The organism is Pantoea sp. App145, from assembly GCF_047947045.1.
GTDB lineage: Bacteria > Pseudomonadota > Gammaproteobacteria > Enterobacterales > Enterobacteriaceae > Pantoea.
This window is the reverse complement of sequence record NZ_CP133290.1, coordinates 320,082-339,940: the sequence shown is the minus strand read 5'-3', so window position 1 is coordinate 339,940 and position 19,859 is coordinate 320,082. Positions and strand designations below refer to the sequence as shown.

Annotated in this window: 10 protein-coding genes; 3 read left to right on the top strand and 7 right to left on the bottom strand. The window is 51.4% G+C overall.

Annotated features, from left to right (window positions below; all coding sequences use genetic code 11):
- Positions 1 to 104: 104 nt before the first annotated feature.
- From RCF31_RS01500 to RCF31_RS01490, 3 genes are all read right to left on the bottom strand, one after another.
- Positions 105 to 1,073, bottom strand: coding sequence for an HNH endonuclease signature motif containing protein (locus RCF31_RS01500; RefSeq protein WP_416412253.1), 969 nt, complete (start codon positions 1,071 to 1,073; stop codon positions 105 to 107).
- Positions 1,074 to 1,221: 148 nt separating this feature from the next.
- Positions 1,222 to 4,203, bottom strand: a complete 2,982-nt coding sequence (locus RCF31_RS01495; protein WP_416412252.1) for an OTU domain-containing protein — start codon at positions 4,201 to 4,203, stop codon at positions 1,222 to 1,224.
- A 193-nt stretch (positions 4,204 to 4,396) separates the two neighbouring features.
- Positions 4,397 to 7,336 carry an OTU domain-containing protein gene (locus RCF31_RS01490; protein ID WP_416412251.1) on the bottom strand — a complete coding sequence of 980 codons (2,940 nt, stop codon included), beginning with the start codon at positions 7,334 to 7,336 and terminating at the stop codon, positions 4,397 to 4,399.
- A 292-nt stretch (positions 7,337 to 7,628) separates the two neighbouring features.
- Here RCF31_RS01490 and RCF31_RS01485 point away from each other — a divergent pair, with 292 nt between their 5' ends.
- Both RCF31_RS01485 and RCF31_RS01480 read left to right on the top strand, forming a co-directional pair.
- On the top strand, positions 7,629 to 8,810 hold the full coding sequence (locus RCF31_RS01485) for an ATP-grasp domain-containing protein (RefSeq protein WP_416412249.1): 1,182 nt from the start codon (positions 7,629 to 7,631) through the stop codon (positions 8,808 to 8,810).
- On the top strand, positions 8,807 to 9,952 hold the full coding sequence (locus tag RCF31_RS01480; protein ID WP_416412248.1) for a Gfo/Idh/MocA family protein: 1,146 nt from the start codon (positions 8,807 to 8,809) through the stop codon (positions 9,950 to 9,952). Before RCF31_RS01485 ends, RCF31_RS01480 begins: the two co-directional genes overlap by 4 nt.
- 55 nt (positions 9,953 to 10,007) lie before the next feature.
- Here the strand turns inward: RCF31_RS01480 and vioA are convergent, their stop codons facing one another.
- The 3 genes from vioA to RCF31_RS01465 all read right to left on the bottom strand — a co-directional run bounded on the left by vioA (position 10,008) and on the right by RCF31_RS01465 (position 18,257).
- Positions 10,008 to 11,159, bottom strand: coding sequence for a dTDP-4-amino-4,6-dideoxy-D-glucose aminotransferase VioA (vioA, locus tag RCF31_RS01475; protein WP_313687673.1), 1,152 nt, complete (start codon positions 11,157 to 11,159; stop codon positions 10,008 to 10,010).
- The gene (locus RCF31_RS01470; RefSeq protein WP_416412247.1) at positions 11,159 to 14,614 is read right to left on the bottom strand and encodes a glycosyltransferase family 2 protein; all 3,456 of its coding nucleotides are present in this window, start codon (positions 14,612 to 14,614) and stop codon (positions 11,159 to 11,161) included. The genes vioA and RCF31_RS01470 overlap by 1 nt, the downstream gene beginning before the upstream one ends.
- A 115-nt stretch (positions 14,615 to 14,729) precedes the next feature.
- Entirely contained in the window at positions 14,730 to 18,257 is a 3,528-nt protein-coding gene (locus RCF31_RS01465; protein WP_416412245.1) for a glycosyltransferase, read from the bottom strand.
- Here RCF31_RS01465 and RCF31_RS01460 point away from each other — a divergent pair.
- Entirely contained in the window at positions 18,256 to 18,390 is a 135-nt protein-coding gene (locus tag RCF31_RS01460) for a hypothetical protein (protein ID WP_299449584.1), read from the top strand. The genes RCF31_RS01465 and RCF31_RS01460 overlap by 2 nt on opposite strands.
- Positions 18,391 to 18,430: 40 nt before the next feature.
- Here the strand turns inward: RCF31_RS01460 and RCF31_RS01455 are convergent, their stop codons facing one another.
- Entirely contained in the window at positions 18,431 to 19,738 is a 1,308-nt protein-coding gene (locus RCF31_RS01455; protein ID WP_299449583.1) for a FliC/FljB family flagellin, read from the bottom strand.
- Between the last annotated feature and the right edge of the window lie 121 nt (positions 19,739 to 19,859).

Sequence of the window (19,859 nt, the reverse complement as noted above, 5' to 3'; positions counted from 1 at the left end):
TCCAATTCTGTAGGGTGTTTTGATTGGGTGAATAGGCGGGCAAAGCGCGGTTATTTCAAATTTGTAATAGATGGCAGCATCATGAGCCGCCATCCATCGGGAGATTAACGCAGATTACGCAGACGCTGCCGCGTGCCGGGCGGCACCGCATCCCACAGCGCACAGATTTTACCCTCAAGCACCTGATAAAAAGGATTAATGTTATCGTCGCTTTCCAGTTGTGATTTGAACAACACCTGGCCAGTTTCCGCATCAATGCTTAACATTCGGTTGATAAACAGCCGTTGTAAGTCACTGCGCAGGAACAAACCGTTGTCCACGCTATTATCGGCGAGAAATCCATCATCATTTTCCTGGGTATCGATATGGCAGGCTTCAACCCAGGGCCAGCTATGGCGCTCGGTCAACCGGGTACCAGTGATAATGCAGGCACCATAACGCGCCTTAACCGCGGCGCTAAATTCGGCCTGGCTGTCGCGCTGGAAAACTCTGGCTTTAACCCGCCTGCCCACTTCGATGCCGGGCATCACTGCGATCGGTACTTTATGTTGCGGCGTACTCAGTACCACCAGGAATTGCACTTTACGTGACAGCGGGAAACAAGGGTGCGCCTGTGGGTCGAACAACTGCCAGTATTCATCCTCTTCATTCTGGCGCATCAGTACCAGCTTAAAACCACGGCTCGCCAGCATGTTTTGCGCCTCGGCAGAATGCGGATCGAGCATCGCATAGACCCGGGTTTCCCCCACCACCTTCCAGCGATTTTCTTTCTTTATTTCATCAGTACGACGGAAATAAAGGAAAGCCTGCTGGTTTTTCAGGTAATGCTCAAAACGGCGCAGATAGTTTTTACGTTCGTTATCATCCGAGACAAATAACAGATCTTCCAGCGGGCTATTGAACTCCTGCTGGGCAAACACTGCGCGGATAATCAAATTGCGATAGCTGGTTGACGGGCTCAGCAACCCGCGGGAGGTAAGCTCTTTTTCGTCAGGATGCTGTTGCGTGTAGCGCAATGCGATCTCTTCAAAAGTCAGTAGCTCACCGGGTAACAAGTCATAATTGAAGCGCATAGACACCCCAGAAAATGGAAAAAATAAGGCAATAATTGGTGTGATTCTGAAAGGGGTTATCGGCAGATTAGGCGGGTTCTGTAACAGGATGGTTACTTTTTTTATGGTAGCGGCACACTGAATCGTACCGCTGCGGAAAGATAACCTGTCAGATAGAATTTTGGCGGGTTTCCTGCGCTTTATGCAACGCTAAAATTTGTTTAGCAAGACGCTCTAGCGCCTCCCGGTTTTCTGAATCGGTCGGGAAACGACCGTGAGTATCGTAGAAAATCGACGCTTCTGAATCAATAATGGCGCGCAGTGCGGAAAAACCGGTGTTTTCAAAACGGAAAAATTCACCGAGTGATACCCCTTCGCCATCGTAAACCTCTAAATAATCCGGACGCAGCAACAGCCAGGGTTCATTTGGCTGATCGGCGGGTGGTATGAAACTGACCACTCCGTTCGGTTGATAATCAGCGACAAAATCACGTACCTGATTTTGCTCAACCACCATGATATTCGTATGCCGGGCCAGATAGTGGCATAGCCGCTCCCAGGGAATATCATCAATGGCAGTCTGCAACACCTGAAGACGCTCTTCCAGCCTTGCCCGCCAGGTTTTGTCCATTGCCAGCGAGGTCACCAGTTTTTTCCAGTCAGCGTGAGGGTTATAAGGTATCTCACCTTCAACAGGTTCCTGATTTATCAATGCAGCAATATCAAGGATACCCCGGCCGCCATCAACACCATTCGGGAATAAAAACAGCAGATACGCCAGTTCATCTACTTTCAGAGATAGCTTTTCCAGCGTGTAGGGGTAAAGACCGTCCTGAATTAATTTTCCGAATTGATGCTCGTCAAATTTATCTCCATTAAGTTTTTTACCAATACGTTGCAGTGCACTGAACAATAATAAACTATCATGATCACCGTTTTGTTCGGGATTTCTGAATGCGCAAAATAATAACTCTAACACGTCATCCGGGAAATCATCCATCCAGTGAAAATCAAGCATGCCTGTTTTGGTTATTTTTGAAATAATGGTATTACTCCAGAGACCAATACGATTAAGGCGAAAGATGGAAATATTCCGATTATCGATTAATTCCTGATAGAGAAATTTATAACTTAGTCCCTTATCACCATAGTCGAGACCATCCAGATTCATACCGGTAACGGGCTTACCCTCGCCGAGAATAAACGGTGCTCCAATCATATGCTGCCTCAGACTGGCCAATCTGGCGGCGCGATTATTTCTGAGGTGATGCTTAAGGTTTTTTACGCTAAGGCGGCCATCATAATACAGCCCCCTTTCTTCCGGGTTAATCACACTTCTCGTCATAAATAATGGGCTATTATAAGCCGCGTCCTCATGAAGATTACTCATGGGGAGACGTTGCAGGTGACGATGTTCCAGCAATCGCCTGACACGGTTAGCAATCAAATGTTCTTTAATTACACCCTCTCTGGCGAGCACAACCTCAAGGTTGTCAGTGTAATTATAATTTTCAGCACTATAATTCTCGTCTAATTGCTGCTCATTCAGAAAAAAATGCCCTTCAAAATCGATGTTATTAACAAAGTGTGCCAGTTCAATCAGATCCTTTTCAAAGCATTCTTTTAAATTATCTATCTTTTCCTGAACCGCTGGCTCTCTGATGCGCTGGCAATCTTCGGGTAAATCGGGGTCTTTCTCCATTTCCAGCACAATTTCTCCCAGATCTTCCAATGCGGTACCGAGTAATTGGCCCTCTTGTAGCAATGTCGCGGCTTCAGTCAGTTCAATGAAAGCCAGCAATTGGTGAGGACTGATACCGGTTTCTAACAACACTGTCACCAGATCATGGGTAATGGCATTGGCAAGGATCTTCAGTGAAGCCATTTCCCTGACCTTCTGCCTGCTTGCCTGCTCATTTAACTCAAGGTTGTACTCGCCATCCTGAGCACGCTCGATCCGATACTGTAAACGACCGAGGATTCTCTTTTGCTCAACTGGCTTCAGATAAGCAATCGTTTCTTTTATTCCCTGAAACCTGCTGGCATCATAGATCGATAAAAAATGGTGCAGAGCATTTCTCAGAATTCGTTGATCTTTTTCAGAAACAATTTGCGATGGTGTCGCACTGCGCCCGATAAAACTGCGTAAATCCTTTTGCAACGTCGTTAAGAAGTTATCCAGAATAATATCCTTAACGTGTGGCTTACTTAGCGTAAGATCTGGCAAGAGATCTTCAAGTTTTTTTTCCTGCCCGGTTATATCTGGTGCCAGCTCCAACGGTGCTACCCGAACAAATTCCCGATAAATATCATAGTGATTTTCAATATGATCTGCTGTCTGACCTCTTAAATAAATCCAGGAGTCTTGATCGCCGTACAACGCCATGGATACTGAGCGGAACAAACAATTGCCATCGGCCGCCACATCATGCACGTAACCTGCATTATCGATAAATTGATAATGCTCATAACCGCGAATCCTGACTCTTTGTAAATTAATGGTTCTCTGTGCATTCTGCTCCTGACCGGCATCAGCAATCATTCCCACATCAGCATCATAGATTCGGATTCGTATATTGCAGGCATTAGCCAGCGCATCCACGGCAATATCGATGGCATCATGATCCCATCTGCCTTCCTCACGAATGCAACTTAATAAATTTTCTTTTTCTTTTTCGCTTTCACTTTTTTCCTTCGTCTGTGATGAAAGTTTTTCCAGTAACTGTGTGGCGTTTTTTTGGATCGATTTTTTTACTTTTGCATTATATCTTGCTTTACTCCCTGATTTTAATATATCGCTCGCGCCCCAGCTGGGATCAAAGCGTTTACTTTTAACTTGCTCTTTGCGACCACGGGTAATCTCCATAACCGAAGACGGTCTTTTCTGCGCGATACTAAATGGCGCTATTTTCTGAATTGAACGGATAAATTTACTGTCTGCATGGTTGCGGAAAGGGAAAGATTGACTGGCAGCAGAGGATAGATTCCGCTCTGGCCGGAGTGCTGGTGGCATAATACGTGAAGCGATTGATGCGGTGGTATTATTTAATGATGCAACCGTTGTTATTTTTTTCAATGCAGGTGGGCGGATAGATAATGTGGACTGGCGATTAAAATTCACTAATGAATGAACATTATGAAAATCTGGCATGATATATTCCTTCTTAAGCCTTGATAATCCATCATTTATTCTGACACTGAATATGTTTATATCAGCAATCATTACAACAGGCTTTTATATTCCTGGTGCGAAATAAAAACACAATAACCTCTGTTCTCTGATGTACCTCCTCTGTTTTGGCATATTCAGTAGCGGTACGATAAATCGCATCGTTGTTGAGTTTTTAGCCTTTATGGTGCGCTAAGATGTTCAGCGCAAATTGTTCTAAAGCCTCCCGATTCTCCGCGTCAGTGGGTTTGCGCATGCGTATATTCGCAAAACGGATTGCCTCAGTTTCAATAATTGCCCGCAGGGCAGAGAAATTAGTTTGTTCAAAGCGGGAAAATTCGATCGGTTCTGCTTCTCTGCCATCATAGACTTCTAAGGAATCAGGACGCAGCACCATGAAAGGTTGGTCTGGCTGCTCTGCCGGTGGCGTAAAAACAACCTGACCTGTTGGTTCATAGTAAGCCAGAAACTCCTGCGATTCGTCCTCCTCGATAACTATCATATTCCCTTGTCGGGCTAAATAGCGGCAGAACGCCGGAAGAGGAATATGATCAATTTTTTCCTGTAAAACCTGCAAACGTAACTGGAGCCTTTCTCTGAACCTTGTTTTATCGGCCAACAGAGTTACCAGCATTTTCCAGTCAGCGACTGGGCTATAAGGTACTTCGCCTTCCGCACATTCTTCATCGATCTTTGTGGCAATATCAATAATACCCCGTCCCCCGTCTACGCCATACGGCAGTAAAAACAACAGATGGGCAAGCTCGTCCAGTGTTAGTGATAATTTCCCCAGGGTAAAGGGTTCAAGACCTTCTTCGATAAGTCCGGCAATCTGGTGTTCATCGAATTCATCCCCTTTAATTATCTTTCCGATACGCATTAACGATGAGAATAATAACAAGCTATCCAGCTCATCATTATTTCCCGGATTTCTTACCCCCTGAAATAAGGCCTCGACCGTATCATCCTTTAACTCATCCATCCAGTGGAAATCCATTACCCCGGTTTGGGTGATTTTAGAAATTACCGTATTACTCCAGAGACCAATACGATTCAGGCGAAATATTGATACAGTCGGATTATCGATCAATTCCCGGTTTAATGTCTCAATACTCAACCCTTTATCACCATAGTTGAGACCATCCAGGTTCATATCCTTAACCGGTTCCCCTTCACCAAGTATAAAAGGCGCACCGGTCATATATTGCTTCAGGCTGGCTAATCTGGCCGCGCGATTATTGTTAAGATGATGCCTGACACTTTTTTCACTGATTTCACCATCATAATACACCTCCCTTTGCTCAGGATTAATTACGCTCCTCACCATAAACAGCGGGCCGTTATAGATTACATCCTCAAAAAGATGATTAACCGCCACACGCTGCATAAAAAGCTTCTCTAATAAACGCCTGCTTCGATGAGCAATGACATCTTTTTTATTAACACCTTCCCTGCTCACTACATCATCAAGCTTATCGGTGTGGTTGTAATTCTCCGGACTATAATTATCATCTAATTGCCGATCGCTCATAATGAAAAAACCGTCGGCATCGATATCTTGATCAAACTGAGCAAGGGCAACAAGACTCTCTTCAAAATCTTCTTTTAACTGTTCAATCTGGCGCTGAACCGAGTATTCCTTAATGCGCATGTATTCGGCTGGCAAATCAGGATCTTCTGCCGTCCCCTGTAAGATATCAGCCAGATCCTCACAGGTGGCACCGAGCAAACCGGCATCCTGTAGCAGATTCGCGGCTTCGGTTGCCTCAAGAAAGGCCAGCAGCTGATGAGGATTGATTCCTGTACCCACCATAATGCTCACCAGATCATTACTGATGGCCGTCGCAAAAATCTTCAGTGAATTAACATCTTTATGTTTTTGCTGACCGGCCTGCTCACGAAACTCCAGGCAGCGCAGGTTATGTTGAGAACGTTCTGCCAGCGTTTGTAAACGCCCCAGCTGTCGTTTTTCTTCCACCGGGTCCAGTTGCCAGCGAGTAATGGCTTGCTTTATTTCAGCCAGCTTTTTCACATCATAGATCGATAAAAAGTGATGCAACACGTTTCGTAAAGTTACTTCATCTGCTTTAGCAATGACCTGCACCGGCGTTACGTACCGTCCAATAAAGCTGTATAAATTCTCTTTCAGCATTCGCGCGGTGATATCGAGGATGTTATCTTTAATATGCGGTTTGCTTTCAGTCAGTTCTGACAAGCGTTCATTTAATGATGTATCTTCCGATGGTTGCTCAATAAATTCTTTATAATCATCCCAATATTCATTAATATGACTCGCTGTTTCATTCCTTAAATGACCCCAGGAATCTTCATCGCCGTACAGCCCAATAGATACTGTCGTGAACAGGCAATTTCCATCCGCCGCTACATCGCGAACGACGCCGGAATCATCGATAAATTGATAATGTTCCTGATCATGAACCCTGATCCTTTGTAAATTTATCGTCTTTTGTGGCGTTGGTGATTGCCCAATATTAACAGAAAAACCCAAATCGGCGTCATAAATATTCAAGTGAAGGTTAAATGCATTCGCCAGCGCCGCCACTGCAATATCAATCGCCTGATGATTCCATTTGCCGGGCTGGCGTATGTTTCTTAATATATCCTGTTTAATTTGTTCAACCTGATTACTCTCATGCTTATTCAGTGAGAGTTTCGCCAGCTGCTGAGCCGCATTTTTCCTGATAAATTTTTTTTCTTTTATAGCATTCTTTATATTATCCGTAGATTGCAATATACCCTTTACTCCCCAATCACCCGTGATACGCTGTTTTTTATTATTCATATCGCGGCTGCAATCCATTGCCAATACCGGAGAGGGTCGCTGCAACGTGGGAATTGTGACCGGAGATATCGTACGAATTGATCGGGTAAATTGATTTACCACGTTACTACGGGAAGATAACAGAGGTAAGGATAAACTGGTTGCGCGCGATAAAACCCGTGCGGGCATTAACTGTGGCGGTAATGATAGCCGTGCCGAACTATTTGCTAACAATGTGACAGCTGTGGTTCTGATTTGCGAGGTTGCTGGCGTGGATAATGTTGATTGCCGATTGAAATTGACTACCGAATTCACGTTATTAGCATCAGGCATAATTGTTTCCTTATCAGGCCGATAATAATCCATCATTAAATCTGACGCGGCGCGCGTCAGTTCACCGACTATAGCAGCCCCTTTTTTACCTGAAATCCTGCTCTCCTTCCCTGAGACTTGTTCACAAACCGACCTGCATCACGATTTTATCGTCACCCTGAAGCGTCTTGCTGCCACACCCTGGCAAAACCCGGCAAATCAGGCCAAAAAGCCCGTCTGTTTAAGCCATTGTTCCCACTGCCTGCTGCATAAAATAAAACCGTTAAATTTACTCAGGCTAAGGTTGGACACCATGTCTTCACCCTCACGGGCGCTGCTGCTGGATGCGGGATTCGCATCGCTGCCCTTTCTCGATGTGTTACGCCAACAGGGTTATCGCACTGCGGTCTGTGGCAGTAAAAACCAGGACCCCGGCCATCGTTTCGCTGATGACAGCAGCCCGGTTAACTATGGTGATGTCCAGCAGGTGATTGATTTGTGCCGTGAATGGCGCATTGCTGCCTTGCTGCCCGGCGTCACTGATGTGTCTTATCTCACCGGCTCACGCGTGGCTGACCAGCTCGGGTTCCCGGGATTCGACTCTCCCGAGGTGAGTGACACGCTGTTTCAGAAGGACCAGTTCCGCAGTTGGGCACAGGCCAACCATTTCCCGGTTCCTGCCGCTGTTGAGCAGCTAAGTGAGAGCGAATCGCTCCCTTTACCATTAATCGTGAAACCCGTGGATGCTTACAGTGGGCTGGGTATTACGCATATCAGCGAACGTGCACAGTTACCCACTGCCTTTGACGCAGCCCGTCAGGCATCGCGCAGCGGTGAGGCGCTGATCGAACAATTTATTCGGGGAACGCTGCACAGTCATTCGGCGTTTGTTCGCAACGGTGAAATCGTCTGTGAATTCTTTGTCGATGAGTTTTGCACCGTCTATCCGTGGCAGGTCAACAGCAGCTCCCTCACCACCCAGCTCAGTAGCGCAATGCAGGATCGGGTCAGTGACTGTCTGGCGACGCTAACCGCACAACTTGGTCTGGTTGATGGTCTGCTGCACACCCAGTTTATGACTGATGGCAACGATTTCTGGTTGATTGAACTGACGCGCCGTTGTCCTGGCGATCTTTACAGTCGCCTGATCAGCCTCTCCACCGGGGTGCCGTACTGTAGCCACTTTGTCGCCCCCTTTATCGGTCTTGACGACCATTTTGATCAACGCCGTCCGGTACGTCAGCGTTTTATCGCCCGTCATACCGTCTCGGTAGCCGAGGCGACCCGCTTCCCTGGTTTTCACTTCGCGACATTACCGGCACAGATTCTGGATGTGATCCCGCTGAAAATGCCAGGCGACGCGCTGGAGGCCGCACCACGCGATCGCGCGGGTCTGGTGTTTGCCGAATGCGACAGCCTGACCACGCTGGCAGAGCTGACTCCTCATCTGAACCAATATCTCAACCCGTCGATACAACAGGAGAGATCATTATGACCCAGCCGCTCAAACTGGCCTTTCTCGGTGGCGGGATGAATTCCGCCATCGGCCAGACGCATAAAATTGCCTGCCAGATGGATGGCGAGTTCCAGCTGGTCGCCGGTTGTTTCAGCCGCGATGCACAAATTAACCAGCAAACGGCACAGGCTTGGGGGATCCCGGCAGCACGCCTGTATGACCATTACGAGGCGTTACTGGCTGCCGAACATGCCCAACTGGACGCCGTGGTGATTTTACTGCCAACCCCCCATCATCTTGATGTGATCGTGCGCTGCCTGGAATACGGCGTCGCCGTGATTTGTGAAAAAGCGCTGGTCGAGTCCGTCGCCAGCGCCCAGCTGGTGCACCGTACCCTGCAACGCACCGGTGGCCGTCTGTATGTCACCTATAACTACAGTGGCTACCCGATGGTGCGCGAACTGCGTCAACGCATCGCGGAAGGCGAACTCGGCGATATTCAGCAAGTACTGGTGGAAATGCCGCAGGAAGGCTTTAGTCGCCGCAATCCGGCCGGTGAAGTGGCTCGTCCGCAAAGCTGGCGACAATCCGACGGAGTGATCCCAACTGTCTCTCTCGATCTCGGCGTACATGTCCATCAATTGGTGGATTTTGTCGTGCAACGCCGGGCAACCGATGTATATGCCATCAATAGCCACTTCACCTCGCTGCCCAATATCATCGATACCGTGCATGCCGTTTCCCGTTATGAAGACGGCCTGGTATGCCAGTATTGGTATGGCAAAGCCGCGCTGGGTTACCGCAATGGCTTACGCATCCGGGTGATGGGTGATAAAGGCAGTGCCGAATGGCTCCAGGTCGAACCGGAGACCCTGAAGCTCACCAACGCACAGGGGCAGGTCACATTAATTGATCGTACCGATAACGCCAACCGCATCGCTAATCTGCCTCGCTACTGCCGCTTCAAAGCCGGTCATCCTGCCGGGTTTATCGAAGCCTTTGCCAATTATTACGTGGATATCGCGCACAGTTTGCGCGGTGAGCATAATGATTACAGCCTGGGTATTGATACCGCGTTGAGTGGCTTAACCTTTCTTGAGAAAGCGCAGCGCAGTGCTGCACTGCATCAACCGGTTACGCTGCTGGATCTGCTCAGCCAGCCGGTTACCGCCGCCAGCTAACCCTGCTGTAACCGCATCTCCCCCGCGTCAGGGGAGATGCTCTTGTCGTCTGTCTTCAGGCTGCCGCGATCTGGCTGGCTGCCAGCACGATATCAATGATACGCGTCTGCTCAGCTTCGGTCAGCGTCGGATGGATCGGCAGGCACAGAACCTGTTGAGAGGTTTCGGTCGCCACCGGCAAGTTGTCGGGATGGGATGAATCGTAGCCTTTGTACATCGGGAACTGCGATATCAGTGGGTAGAAATAACGACGCGCATAAATACCGGCATCTTTCATGCGCTGGTACAGTTCATCGCGCGACAGCGGGAAGTGTTCAGGATGGATAAACAACGGACAGTAGGCATAATTCCACTCGGTTTGCGCATCGCTATACAACAGTGACACACCGGGTACAGAAGCCAGTGCCGCAACGTAGCGCTGATAGATCTGCTGACGCACCGCAAAAGCAGCATCAACGTGTTTGAGCTGTAACATACCAAACGCCGCCTGGAATTCGCTCATTTTGCCGTTGATACCCGCCGCTACCACGGTGGTTTCGTCAGCAAAACCGAAGTTTTTCAGATAATCGATGCGACGTTTGATTTTCTCATCAGGACAGATAATCGCCCCGCCCTCAAAGGTATTAAACACCTTAGTGGCGTGGAAACTCAGCACCGATAAATCGCCATGATTCAGGATGCTGACGCCTTCACGCTTCACCGCGAAGGCATGCGCAGCATCATAAATCACCCGCAGGCCATAGGTATCGGCAATACGCTGAATCGCATCGGTATCGCACGGAATACCGTAGCAATGTACCGGCATGATGGCGCTGGTTTGTGGCGTAATGGCCGCTTCAATTTTGGCCGGATCGAGGTTACAGGTCACCGGATCAATATCGACAAATACCGGTTTGATGCCGTTCCACAGCAGCGAGTGTGAGGTGGCGACAAAGGAATAAGGCGTGGTGATCACTTCTCCGCCGATGCGTAATGCCTGTAGCGCCGTCATTAAGGCCAGCGTGCCGTTAGAGAACAGGCAAATATGTTTGACCCCAAGGTACTCCGCCAGTGCCGCTTCCAGCGCCTGATGGTACGGACCGCCGTTGGTCAGATATTTGCTCTGCCAGATATTCTCCAGATAAGGAATAAACTCTTCCAGCGGCGGCAATAACGGGCTGGTGACCAGAATGTTTTTATTGTCGTAATGTGGCGCAATCTTTTTCATCAAAACCCCCTGTGGGCGGTGTCACGGTCAGGAAAATGGATACCAGCCTGTTGCCAGAAGGTCATAAGCCCGGCTGCTGTCAGCTGATACGCAGGGTCGAGCGCGGGAACCGGCGGCCATTCAGTCTGCTGGTGCCAGTCGCGCAGTGCGGTTATCCAGATATTCTCTTTGTTACGGATATGGCTCGCCGACCCGCGATGCCGGAGCGAAGCAATGTCGCTGCACAGCACCGGCAGACCTGCCGCCTGGTAATGGAGTAATGACAAATCATCTTTGCCACGGTTTTCGTCCAGATTGAGACGAAACAGCACCGCCATGTTGACGTGCAGGCTGGCGAGTTCGTCGGCCGAAACCGGACCCGGCGCAACGCGATGGATTTCGCAAATCGAACCAAGCCAGCTGGCCGGTGCTGCACCCCGGATCACCCAGTCGATAAATGCTGAGGTTTCGCTCACGACGCAGGCAAAAAAGCGCACATCGGCAGCGCTGAGTTCACGGGTGTCACACAACACGCGCAGACGTGCGTGACGCGGTGCACGGGGGGGAGGTGTTTCTGGCATCATGACCTGCGACGGCAGCAGAAACGCGCTTTGCTTACGTTTTTGCAGCCAAAGCTGTGATTCTTCGCTCCACACCAGCCAGCCGTTCAACCAGCTGGCCTGCAACAAATTCGAGCCGGATTGCTGGCTGACACTGGCTTCCGGCAGGACATAGCATTGGCAGCCGCTCAGGTTCACTAGCGACGCAATATTTTCCCGTTGTCGCTCGGCGACATCGGCGGTAACGATCAACATATCCGGTTGCAGACGCAGCAGCACCCAGGGGGTAAAGGCGTCATAGGTCAGCAGTGCAATCTGTTGCTGCTGTGCCATCACACTCAAGACCTGCAGTAAGCGCGCACTATTGTGCTTATGTTGATCGCCATGTACAAAAGCCACACGGGGAATGTTTGCCTCGCTAAAGGCAGGCCAGGTTTGTTTCAGGCTCTCATCAACGCTGAAAGGATCACCGTGCAACGAGTAATTAAGGGGATAAGCCGGATCGCACAGCAAGTCACGTCCCCAATGCTGGCGCAGCTGACTGGCCTCTGGCGACGAAGGGTTGAATCCGCGCGCATTGCCCTCGGTTGCCACCACACTGTGCGGTGTCCAGATACTGCGATAACCCGCCTGGGCAATTTTCAGCGCAAAGTCGATTTCTGCCACGGCAGGATCGCTATAGCTTTCGTCCAGCCCACCCGCCTGCTGCCAGCAATGCTGCCGGATCAACAGGCACTGAGCATTGAGCAGCCGTGACTGACGATCGCTTTGCAGATAACCGCCCATTGCCGATGAATCCCAGCGTTCGCCGTGACCAATATGTGCGGCCAGCCCGCGATGACCGGCAATAACCCCTGCCGAGAGGATATGCTGTTCGGTGTGGATCAACTTTGGCCCTACCATCGCCACTTCCGGGCGCAGCGCATGGTTCATCAACGCTGCCAGCCAGTTATCCAGCAGGAAGATCAACTGCGGCTCAATAAAGCACAGGAACTCGCCGGTGGCCTGCGTTGCTGCCGCATTACGCAGTGCAACGGGCTGCCAGCCGGTGTCCACCTCAATCACGCGAATGCGTGCTGGATCGATGGTTGCCAGCCCTGCCAGCCAGGTATTCAGGGTGCTGTCTTCATGCTGATGATTCACCACCAGCAGCTCGGTATGCGGCCAGTTGTTATGTTGCAGCAGACTGGTGATGGCACGCTCCAGCTCTGCCAGCGAATTGCCTGCCAGCAGGATCAGCGAGACCAGCGGCATTGCCGTATGCCCATACAGCAGCTGCAGCGTCTGACCTGGCTGAATATGGACCTGAGCCGCGGGATACCCCATCAGCTGCAGGCCATGCTCCAGCACCCGCCCAGTCTCCAGACTCTCTGCTTCAGTCAACTGCGGCTCAGGCAGGATACACAGCGGGTCCGGGTAATGTCGGATCGTCTCAGCACCTGCGTGTAAGGTGATCTGCTGCATCAGAGCAACTTCAAATGCCTGCGGATATTGCCGTGCCTCACCCTGCCAGCGTTGCAGTGCCTGGCGTGACAACCAGCATCGTTGCAAATATGCCGCAGGTGCTGCACTGAACAGGTCCCAATCCCACTGGGGTTTCAGATGTGGCACCGCTGCACCTGCCGCGTTCAGCCATAGCTCGTCGCTGTACACCGCCAGTGCATCCGCTTGTCTGCTGAGGAAATGGGCCAGTACTGGCCAGCTTTCCGCGCTGTAAAAACTGCCAGCGGGGATGCAATGTAACCAATCATAGGTGGCATCAACACTGGCGTGTTGCAGCCAGTTGAGCCACTCATCTGCATGAATCGCCAGTATGTCAGCAGGCAAGGTAATATCCTGCGCCGTAATCACCACCACCTGCACAAACGCGGGCCGTTGCACCAGCGTGTCTAACGTCAGCAAGAGATGCTCAGGATGGTCGGGATCGTTAAACACCGCCACCAGGATACGCGGCGAGCTGGCTAATGCCAGCCTGTCATGCAGAGTGGGTGTCAGGCTACGTTGCACCAGCCAGTTTTCCAGTCGTCCCTGCCACAGTGCCTGCTGGTGCTGGCGCAGCTTCTGCTGGGTAATATCCACTAGCTGCTGGATCTGCGCCTGCGTCTGCTCACGTCGCTTCAGTAAGGTATCGCGCATCTGCCATAAATTGGCCCGCACAGCCTCAAGCGTGGCGGGATGGTCATCCCAGCAGATGCCGACAGCACCATTTTCCGCCAGCGTCGCCTCGGTCAGGGCATATTTTTCGTAACCCGCCGCCCTGAGCGCCACCACCGGGCTGCCACACAGAATGGCCAGCAAGGCGGTACCGGATGACTCAAAGGTATAAAACGTTCGCGCCGTTTTCAGCTTGGCTGCCAATTCTGTCAATGTCAGCGGATTGCGCATCGAGAGGATCTCAATGCCTGGCGGTAAGGCGGAGAAATCAACCGCAGAGAGCGGTACACGGTTGAGATACAGAATGTCGCAGCTTTTCTCTGGCTGATCGTTCTGGAACAAGTCGAGGTCATAGCACTCGATATTGAGCATGCGCGGATTGGCGTGTTTGCCAGCAAATTCCGGGCGATACCAGAAAAACAGGTCATCAGCACCGGCTTCCAGGGCATTGCCGTTAATTACCCCTTCCTGGTTGAGCATGTAACGCACCACCATTGCTGCCTGATGAGGGTTGCCGCTTATCACTTCCGGGTAGATAGCGGTAAACAGGCCACCACGCAGCCTGTGCTCCCGCAGTTCTTTACCGCTGACCACCGGTGTATTCCATGCCGGATTAACGGCGCAATTGACCATCCATGCCTGTCTGCCACTTTCATTCAACAGATGGCACAAGCGATGCATCACCTGTATGCCAGCCGAAGACTCGCGATAATCCGGCGCAATAATGAAATAAGGGAAGTTTTCGTCCTGAATGGTGGTCATCGTTGTGCGCTTCTTCTGTAGCTGATGTAGCCCGGCAAATATTCCCTATACTAGCGACCCCGCTCTGCCTCCAATCCCCAAAACAAAGGGCAAAAACGGGGTATTTATGTCGTTATCAGACAGTCCAGGCTTTTAACCAGTTGTCCAGATGCGTACCGGTCAGCATCCACTCATCCCGCACCAGGGTTTGCAGTGCCAGACCATTGCGTTCGCTGGCATCCGCATCGCTGAGGTGCATACGGATCGCATCCACCCAGTCCTTAAAGCGGTTCTTAACGCGCGTGACCGGCAAATCAGTGTGGCGATAACATTCCACATCGCTACAGATCACGGGAATACCACAGGCACCGTACTCCATCAGACGCAGATTGCTTTTGCAGACGTTAAAGATATTGTCTTCCACCGGTGCCAGCGCCAGATCGAGATTGAGCGCCGCCAATGCTGCCGGATAGAGACTGATGTCTACACCAGCATGATGTTCATGGACGTAAGGACGCAGTTTTTCCGGGCACATGCCCATAAACACCCACTCCACCTCATTCGCCAGCGCCTTCACCACGTCGGCAATCATTTCCAGATCGCCCTGATGGCTGGAGCCACCGGCCCAGCCCACGCGCGGTTTGCGCCCCTGGCCGCGCAGGCTGTGCAGGTTGCCCCACCAGTTCACCGGCAGACGGTTCAGCACCACCTTGATATCGGGATGGAAAGTGGCGAGCGACTCCGCCAGTGGCGGTGTCGAAACCACAAAGCGGTCGAAGTAGCTCAGGCTTTTACGCAGCAGTCCGGAGATCTCCTGGCTGAAATTGGCACGGTTGTAATGCTTCATCGGCAGATTGAGGATGTAATCATCCAGTTCGAACACTTTGAACATATCCGGCAACTTACCCGCACGTTCGATCCACGTATGAAAGGCCGGAGCGTAACGGCGCTGGATGATCAGGCTGTCGGGACGATACTGGGCAACTTCGCTCAGATTGAGCAAAGATAACGAGGCGTTGCCCTGCGCTTTTCCTTCCATTTGCATGGCATACAACGGCTGCAACATGCGGTAATGACCGCAACCCGCCGTATCAGAGTGATGCAGCAGCAACTGTGGCAGCGCGGCTCGTTGCACCGGACGCCAGCTCATTTCGCTGTCGTTGCTGATATCAAAGTGGCGGCTGCGCAGAGACAGATTGGTGTTATAGGCCGGGTCATGCCCCACCAGCGGCAGCCAGCGTTGCAGCAACGTGTCTTCTTCCTGCTGCCTGAGCTGGGCGGCAGTCTTGAGGGTGACACCCGCAAAGGGACTTTTGCGTTCGGCGGCACGCATAATACGTGCGTAAGGCGTCCAGACCGTGAGATAACCCTGTTCGCGCGCGCGCAAACACAAATCCACATCGCTAAACAGCGGCTGGTTTTCGTCGAAACCGTTAAGCGCCGCGAACACGGCAAAACGCACCAGCATAAAGTCGCCGGACACGGCGCTGTAATTCTGATCGAGATGCAGGCGACCCAGCACACTGGGATCTTTATCATCATGGCCACGCAGCACATCACCCACCACGCCATTAATGCCCAGAATATATCCCGCGTGACGGACTTTATTATTGGTGGAGAGCTGCTTACCGCCAACGATCGCCACCTCCGGACGCTGCCCATGATTGAGCAGATTATCCAGCCAGTCGCCATCGGCAATCGCCAGCTCACTGTGCATAAACATCAGGTATTCACCCAGTGCCTGCTCTGCTGCCAGATTGCTCATCGCCCCCTGATGCCACGGATGCGGATAGTGAATGACGCGAATACGTTGTGGATCCACCGTGGCAATGGCACTCAGCCAGTTGTCGCGTTCCGGGCTGTGCTGATCGTCAGCCACAATCAGCAGCTCATAATGCTGATAGCGCGTCTTCTCCATCAGGGTGGTCACACAGGTAATCAACGCAGGCAGACTTTGCCCGGCGAGGATCACGATTGATACTTTTGGCTGCGCCTCGTGGTTGTAGCGCAGGCGATAGTTGTAGTAATTGTCGAGGGCAATTTCGGCATTGGCGTACCCCCGGTTTTGCAGGTGACGCTGGATAATCCCGGCATCCACCACCACCTCGCGTGCACGCAGGTGCGCCGTCACCAGCGGTTCCGCCAGGTGCCCGACGACATTCAATCCTTGTGATTCGATCAATTTCACGATCAAATCCAGCTCTGCCGCCTGCGGATAATGGAGGTCAAACCCTTCCGCTGCCAGCAGCAATTCACGGCGGAACAGCCAGTGCTGGGCCATGGTTTTCGGCGAACTGAGTAGCATATCGAGGTTAAAATCCGGGCGAAATGCCAGACCTGAGGGTTCACCGTTGATGAAGAAATACTCATCGGCATATAACGCCAGCACATCATCACGGGATGGCAAGGTACTCGCCAGTGCGATCAGGCCAGAGGCATTAAAACGCGTCCCTGCCTCAACAAAGATAAACCAGTGGGCATCCTGATCGTTGATCAGTTGATTAATCACCGGCAAACGTTGATCGGCTGCGGCCGGAAACGCCAGCACGCCTGCCTGATTATCGCTTACCGCACCGACCAGCATTGGGTGCAGCGTCAGTAATGGGGAAGAAAACGCCGCCAGCGATGTGACTGTTTCATCAAGCAGGGCCGCATTATCCGGGGTGACGTTGATCACCACCGCCACACAAACCGGTTGCGCGACTTCCGCGCTCAATTGCATCAGCGCCACCTGGTGAGCCGGAGTCAGCTGACGTACCGTATTCCAGTGGTTAAGGGTGCTGTTGCTCAGCGCCTGATACTGCTGCTGACGCATATTGTATTGCGTCGTCTGAGCCGGTTGCCTCAACGAGGTCACCCTGACGATATCCGACGGACCTTTAGCATTGATATACCATGCCGCTTTGCGCAACTGCTGAATCAGTTTCTCACGGGGAATGCGGATGTGATCTTCCCCCTCTTTCATATGCGGTTGCACATACAAATCTGACACGCGCACCGTGCACAGCGCCTGTGGGAACCACACCACATCCCCCTGCGGCAGTAGTTTGCTGTACAGCACCAGCGCACCAATTTCTGGCAGCGCCTCACCCTCAATGCTTAATAACGCACCGTTATCTGGCATCAGCGCCAGTAACATTTCCCGACGCATCAACGCAGCACTGAGATCACCCAGCAGGTTGTAGCCGAGACGACACTGGTAACGCAACAGGTCCATACCCTTGATCACCCCCGGCTCCGGCAGAAACGCGGCGGTGGAGAGGATATCTGGCAACGGTTCACCGGCTGCATCCATCCGATTGCGTTTTGCGAGTGCCAGCACCGCCTGAGGTGCTGTCTCTAATGCTCCGACCAGGGTGCTGATGGCGTTGCTGGTCAACAGATCCGTATAACTCAGCACATTAATCAACTCACCCCGCGCTTCCCGAATCGCTTCGGCAATCACTTCAGGATGTCGTGACGGATAGACCAGATGGCGAACCGGATGACCCGGCTGATTCAGATAAGGTTGTAGCAGTTGTGCGACAAATTCCGTACCGCTGACGTCAGCCACCAGGATTTCACAGTTGGGGTGATCCTGCGCCAGCGCACTGTTGAGTGCCGCTTCCAGCCAAACGGGAAAATGCGCCGTGATAATAATGCTGACAAGTGGGGAGTGGTTCATGATGGCCCTTCTCTGGCAATGGTTGCGTCAACCGTCATCGGCACGCAGCAAGACGATTTTTCCTTATCCTAAGGGTTACCAGCGAATTCAATCCGCCAAGCAGCGCCACGATTTTGTGGTTATTCAGCCATAAAAAAACCCCGCCGGAGCGGGGTTTGCAAGCCATTAGAAACTTACTGCAGCAGAGACAGAACCTGCTGCGGAACCTGGTTAGCTTTCGCCAACACGGAGTTACCCGCCTGCTGGATGATCTGTGCTTTAGACATGTTCGACACTTCTGTCGCGTAGTCCGCATCCTGGATACGGGACTGTGCTTCTGACAGGTTGGTCGTGGTGTTGTTCAGGTTGGTGATGGCAGAGTCCAGACGGTTCTGCACCGCACCCAGGCTTGAACGGTAGGTGTCAACCTGAGAGATAGCTTTGTCCAGCAGTGCCAGCGGGTCAGCAGTGGATGCACCAGCGAATTCTGCAGTCGCGGTGGTTGCACCGCTGGTGCTCAGATGAATGGCCATAGTACCGCTGGTTGATTGAGTGGCGTCATTGCTGTTCGCCAGCACGGTACCGCTTACTGCGTAGTTTTTGTCTTGCAGGGTGGTGTAAGCAGTCACATTACCGCTGCTGTCGGTACCCACTTTAATCAACTGACCACTCACGGTCGCCGGGCTGCCGCTCGACAGACCATTCGCTGCGTCATCATAAGAAACGTCAACGGTGTTGAGTTCAACTTTACCTGCGTTGCTGCCAGTTGTTCCATCAGTATCAACAGATACAGAGTAGTAATCGCTGCCAGACTGTACCACGTATTCGCTGGTGCCAGAGATCTGGTGCAGAGACAGAGTACCGCTGCTCACGCCCAGTTTGCTTGCTACGTCAGTCAGGTCGATATCTTTCATCACGCCGGTGCCGGTATCAGCAACCTGAGTGATAGAGTCAGACACATCCAGAGAGTTTTTAGAGACGGAGAAGCCGCTCAGACCCAGAGTAGAAGAGTCAATCTGCTGCAGGTTGATATCGATGGTTTCGCCATCGTTAGAACCGACCTGGATGCTCATTGAACCGTTTTTAGACAGCACGTTCACGCCGTTGAAGGTGGTCTGGCCAGACACACGGTCAATTTCGTCGAGACGTGATTTGATTTCGTCCTGGATTGAAGACAGGTCGGAATCAGAGTTGGTACCGTTCTGTGCCTGTACGGTCAGTTCACGGATACGCTGTAAGTTGTTGTTGATTTCAGACAGTGCGCCTTCAGTGGTCTGCGCAGCAGAGATACCGTCGTTGGCGTTACGCGCTGCCTGAGTCAGGCCGTTGATGTTAGAAGTGAAGCGGTTGGCAATCGCCTGGCCCGCTGCGTCATCTTTAGCGCTGTTAATACGAAGACCAGAAGACAGACGCTCGATAGAAGTAGACAGAGCAGACTGGTTCTTGTTGATGTTGTTCTGAGTGATCAGCGAGAGGCTGTTGGTATTAATGACTTGGGCCATGATAAATATTCCTGTTAATCAAGTCTTTCGGTTAAGGTGTGGGCTTCAACCCGCCGGCTTCAGCGCCGTCAAAGTTGTTATCGTCTGCCCTTAAACAACCTTTAGATTTTTTTTAGTACCA

Coding starts and splice junctions, on each gene's coding strand:
- RCF31_RS01500 (WP_416412253.1), bottom strand. CDS start 1,073: ATGCGCTTCAATTATGACTTGTTACCCGGTGAGCTACTGACTTTTGAA.
- RCF31_RS01495 (WP_416412252.1), bottom strand. CDS start 4,203: ATGCCAGATTTTCATAATGTTCATTCATTAGTGAATTTTAATCGCCAG.
- RCF31_RS01490 (WP_416412251.1), bottom strand. CDS start 7,336: ATGCCTGATGCTAATAACGTGAATTCGGTAGTCAATTTCAATCGGCAA.
- RCF31_RS01485 (WP_416412249.1), top strand. CDS start 7,629: ATGTCTTCACCCTCACGGGCGCTGCTGCTGGATGCGGGATTCGCATCG.
- RCF31_RS01480 (WP_416412248.1), top strand. CDS start 8,807: ATGACCCAGCCGCTCAAACTGGCCTTTCTCGGTGGCGGGATGAATTCC.
- vioA (WP_313687673.1), bottom strand. CDS start 11,159: ATGAAAAAGATTGCGCCACATTACGACAATAAAAACATTCTGGTCACC.
- RCF31_RS01470 (WP_416412247.1), bottom strand. CDS start 14,614: ATGACCACCATTCAGGACGAAAACTTCCCTTATTTCATTATTGCGCCG.
- RCF31_RS01460 (WP_299449584.1), top strand. CDS start 18,256: ATGATGGCCCTTCTCTGGCAATGGTTGCGTCAACCGTCATCGGCACGC.
- RCF31_RS01465 (WP_416412245.1), bottom strand. CDS start 18,257: ATGAACCACTCCCCACTTGTCAGCATTATTATCACGGCGCATTTTCCC.
- RCF31_RS01455 (WP_299449583.1), bottom strand. CDS start 19,738: ATGGCCCAAGTCATTAATACCAACAGCCTCTCGCTGATCACTCAGAAC.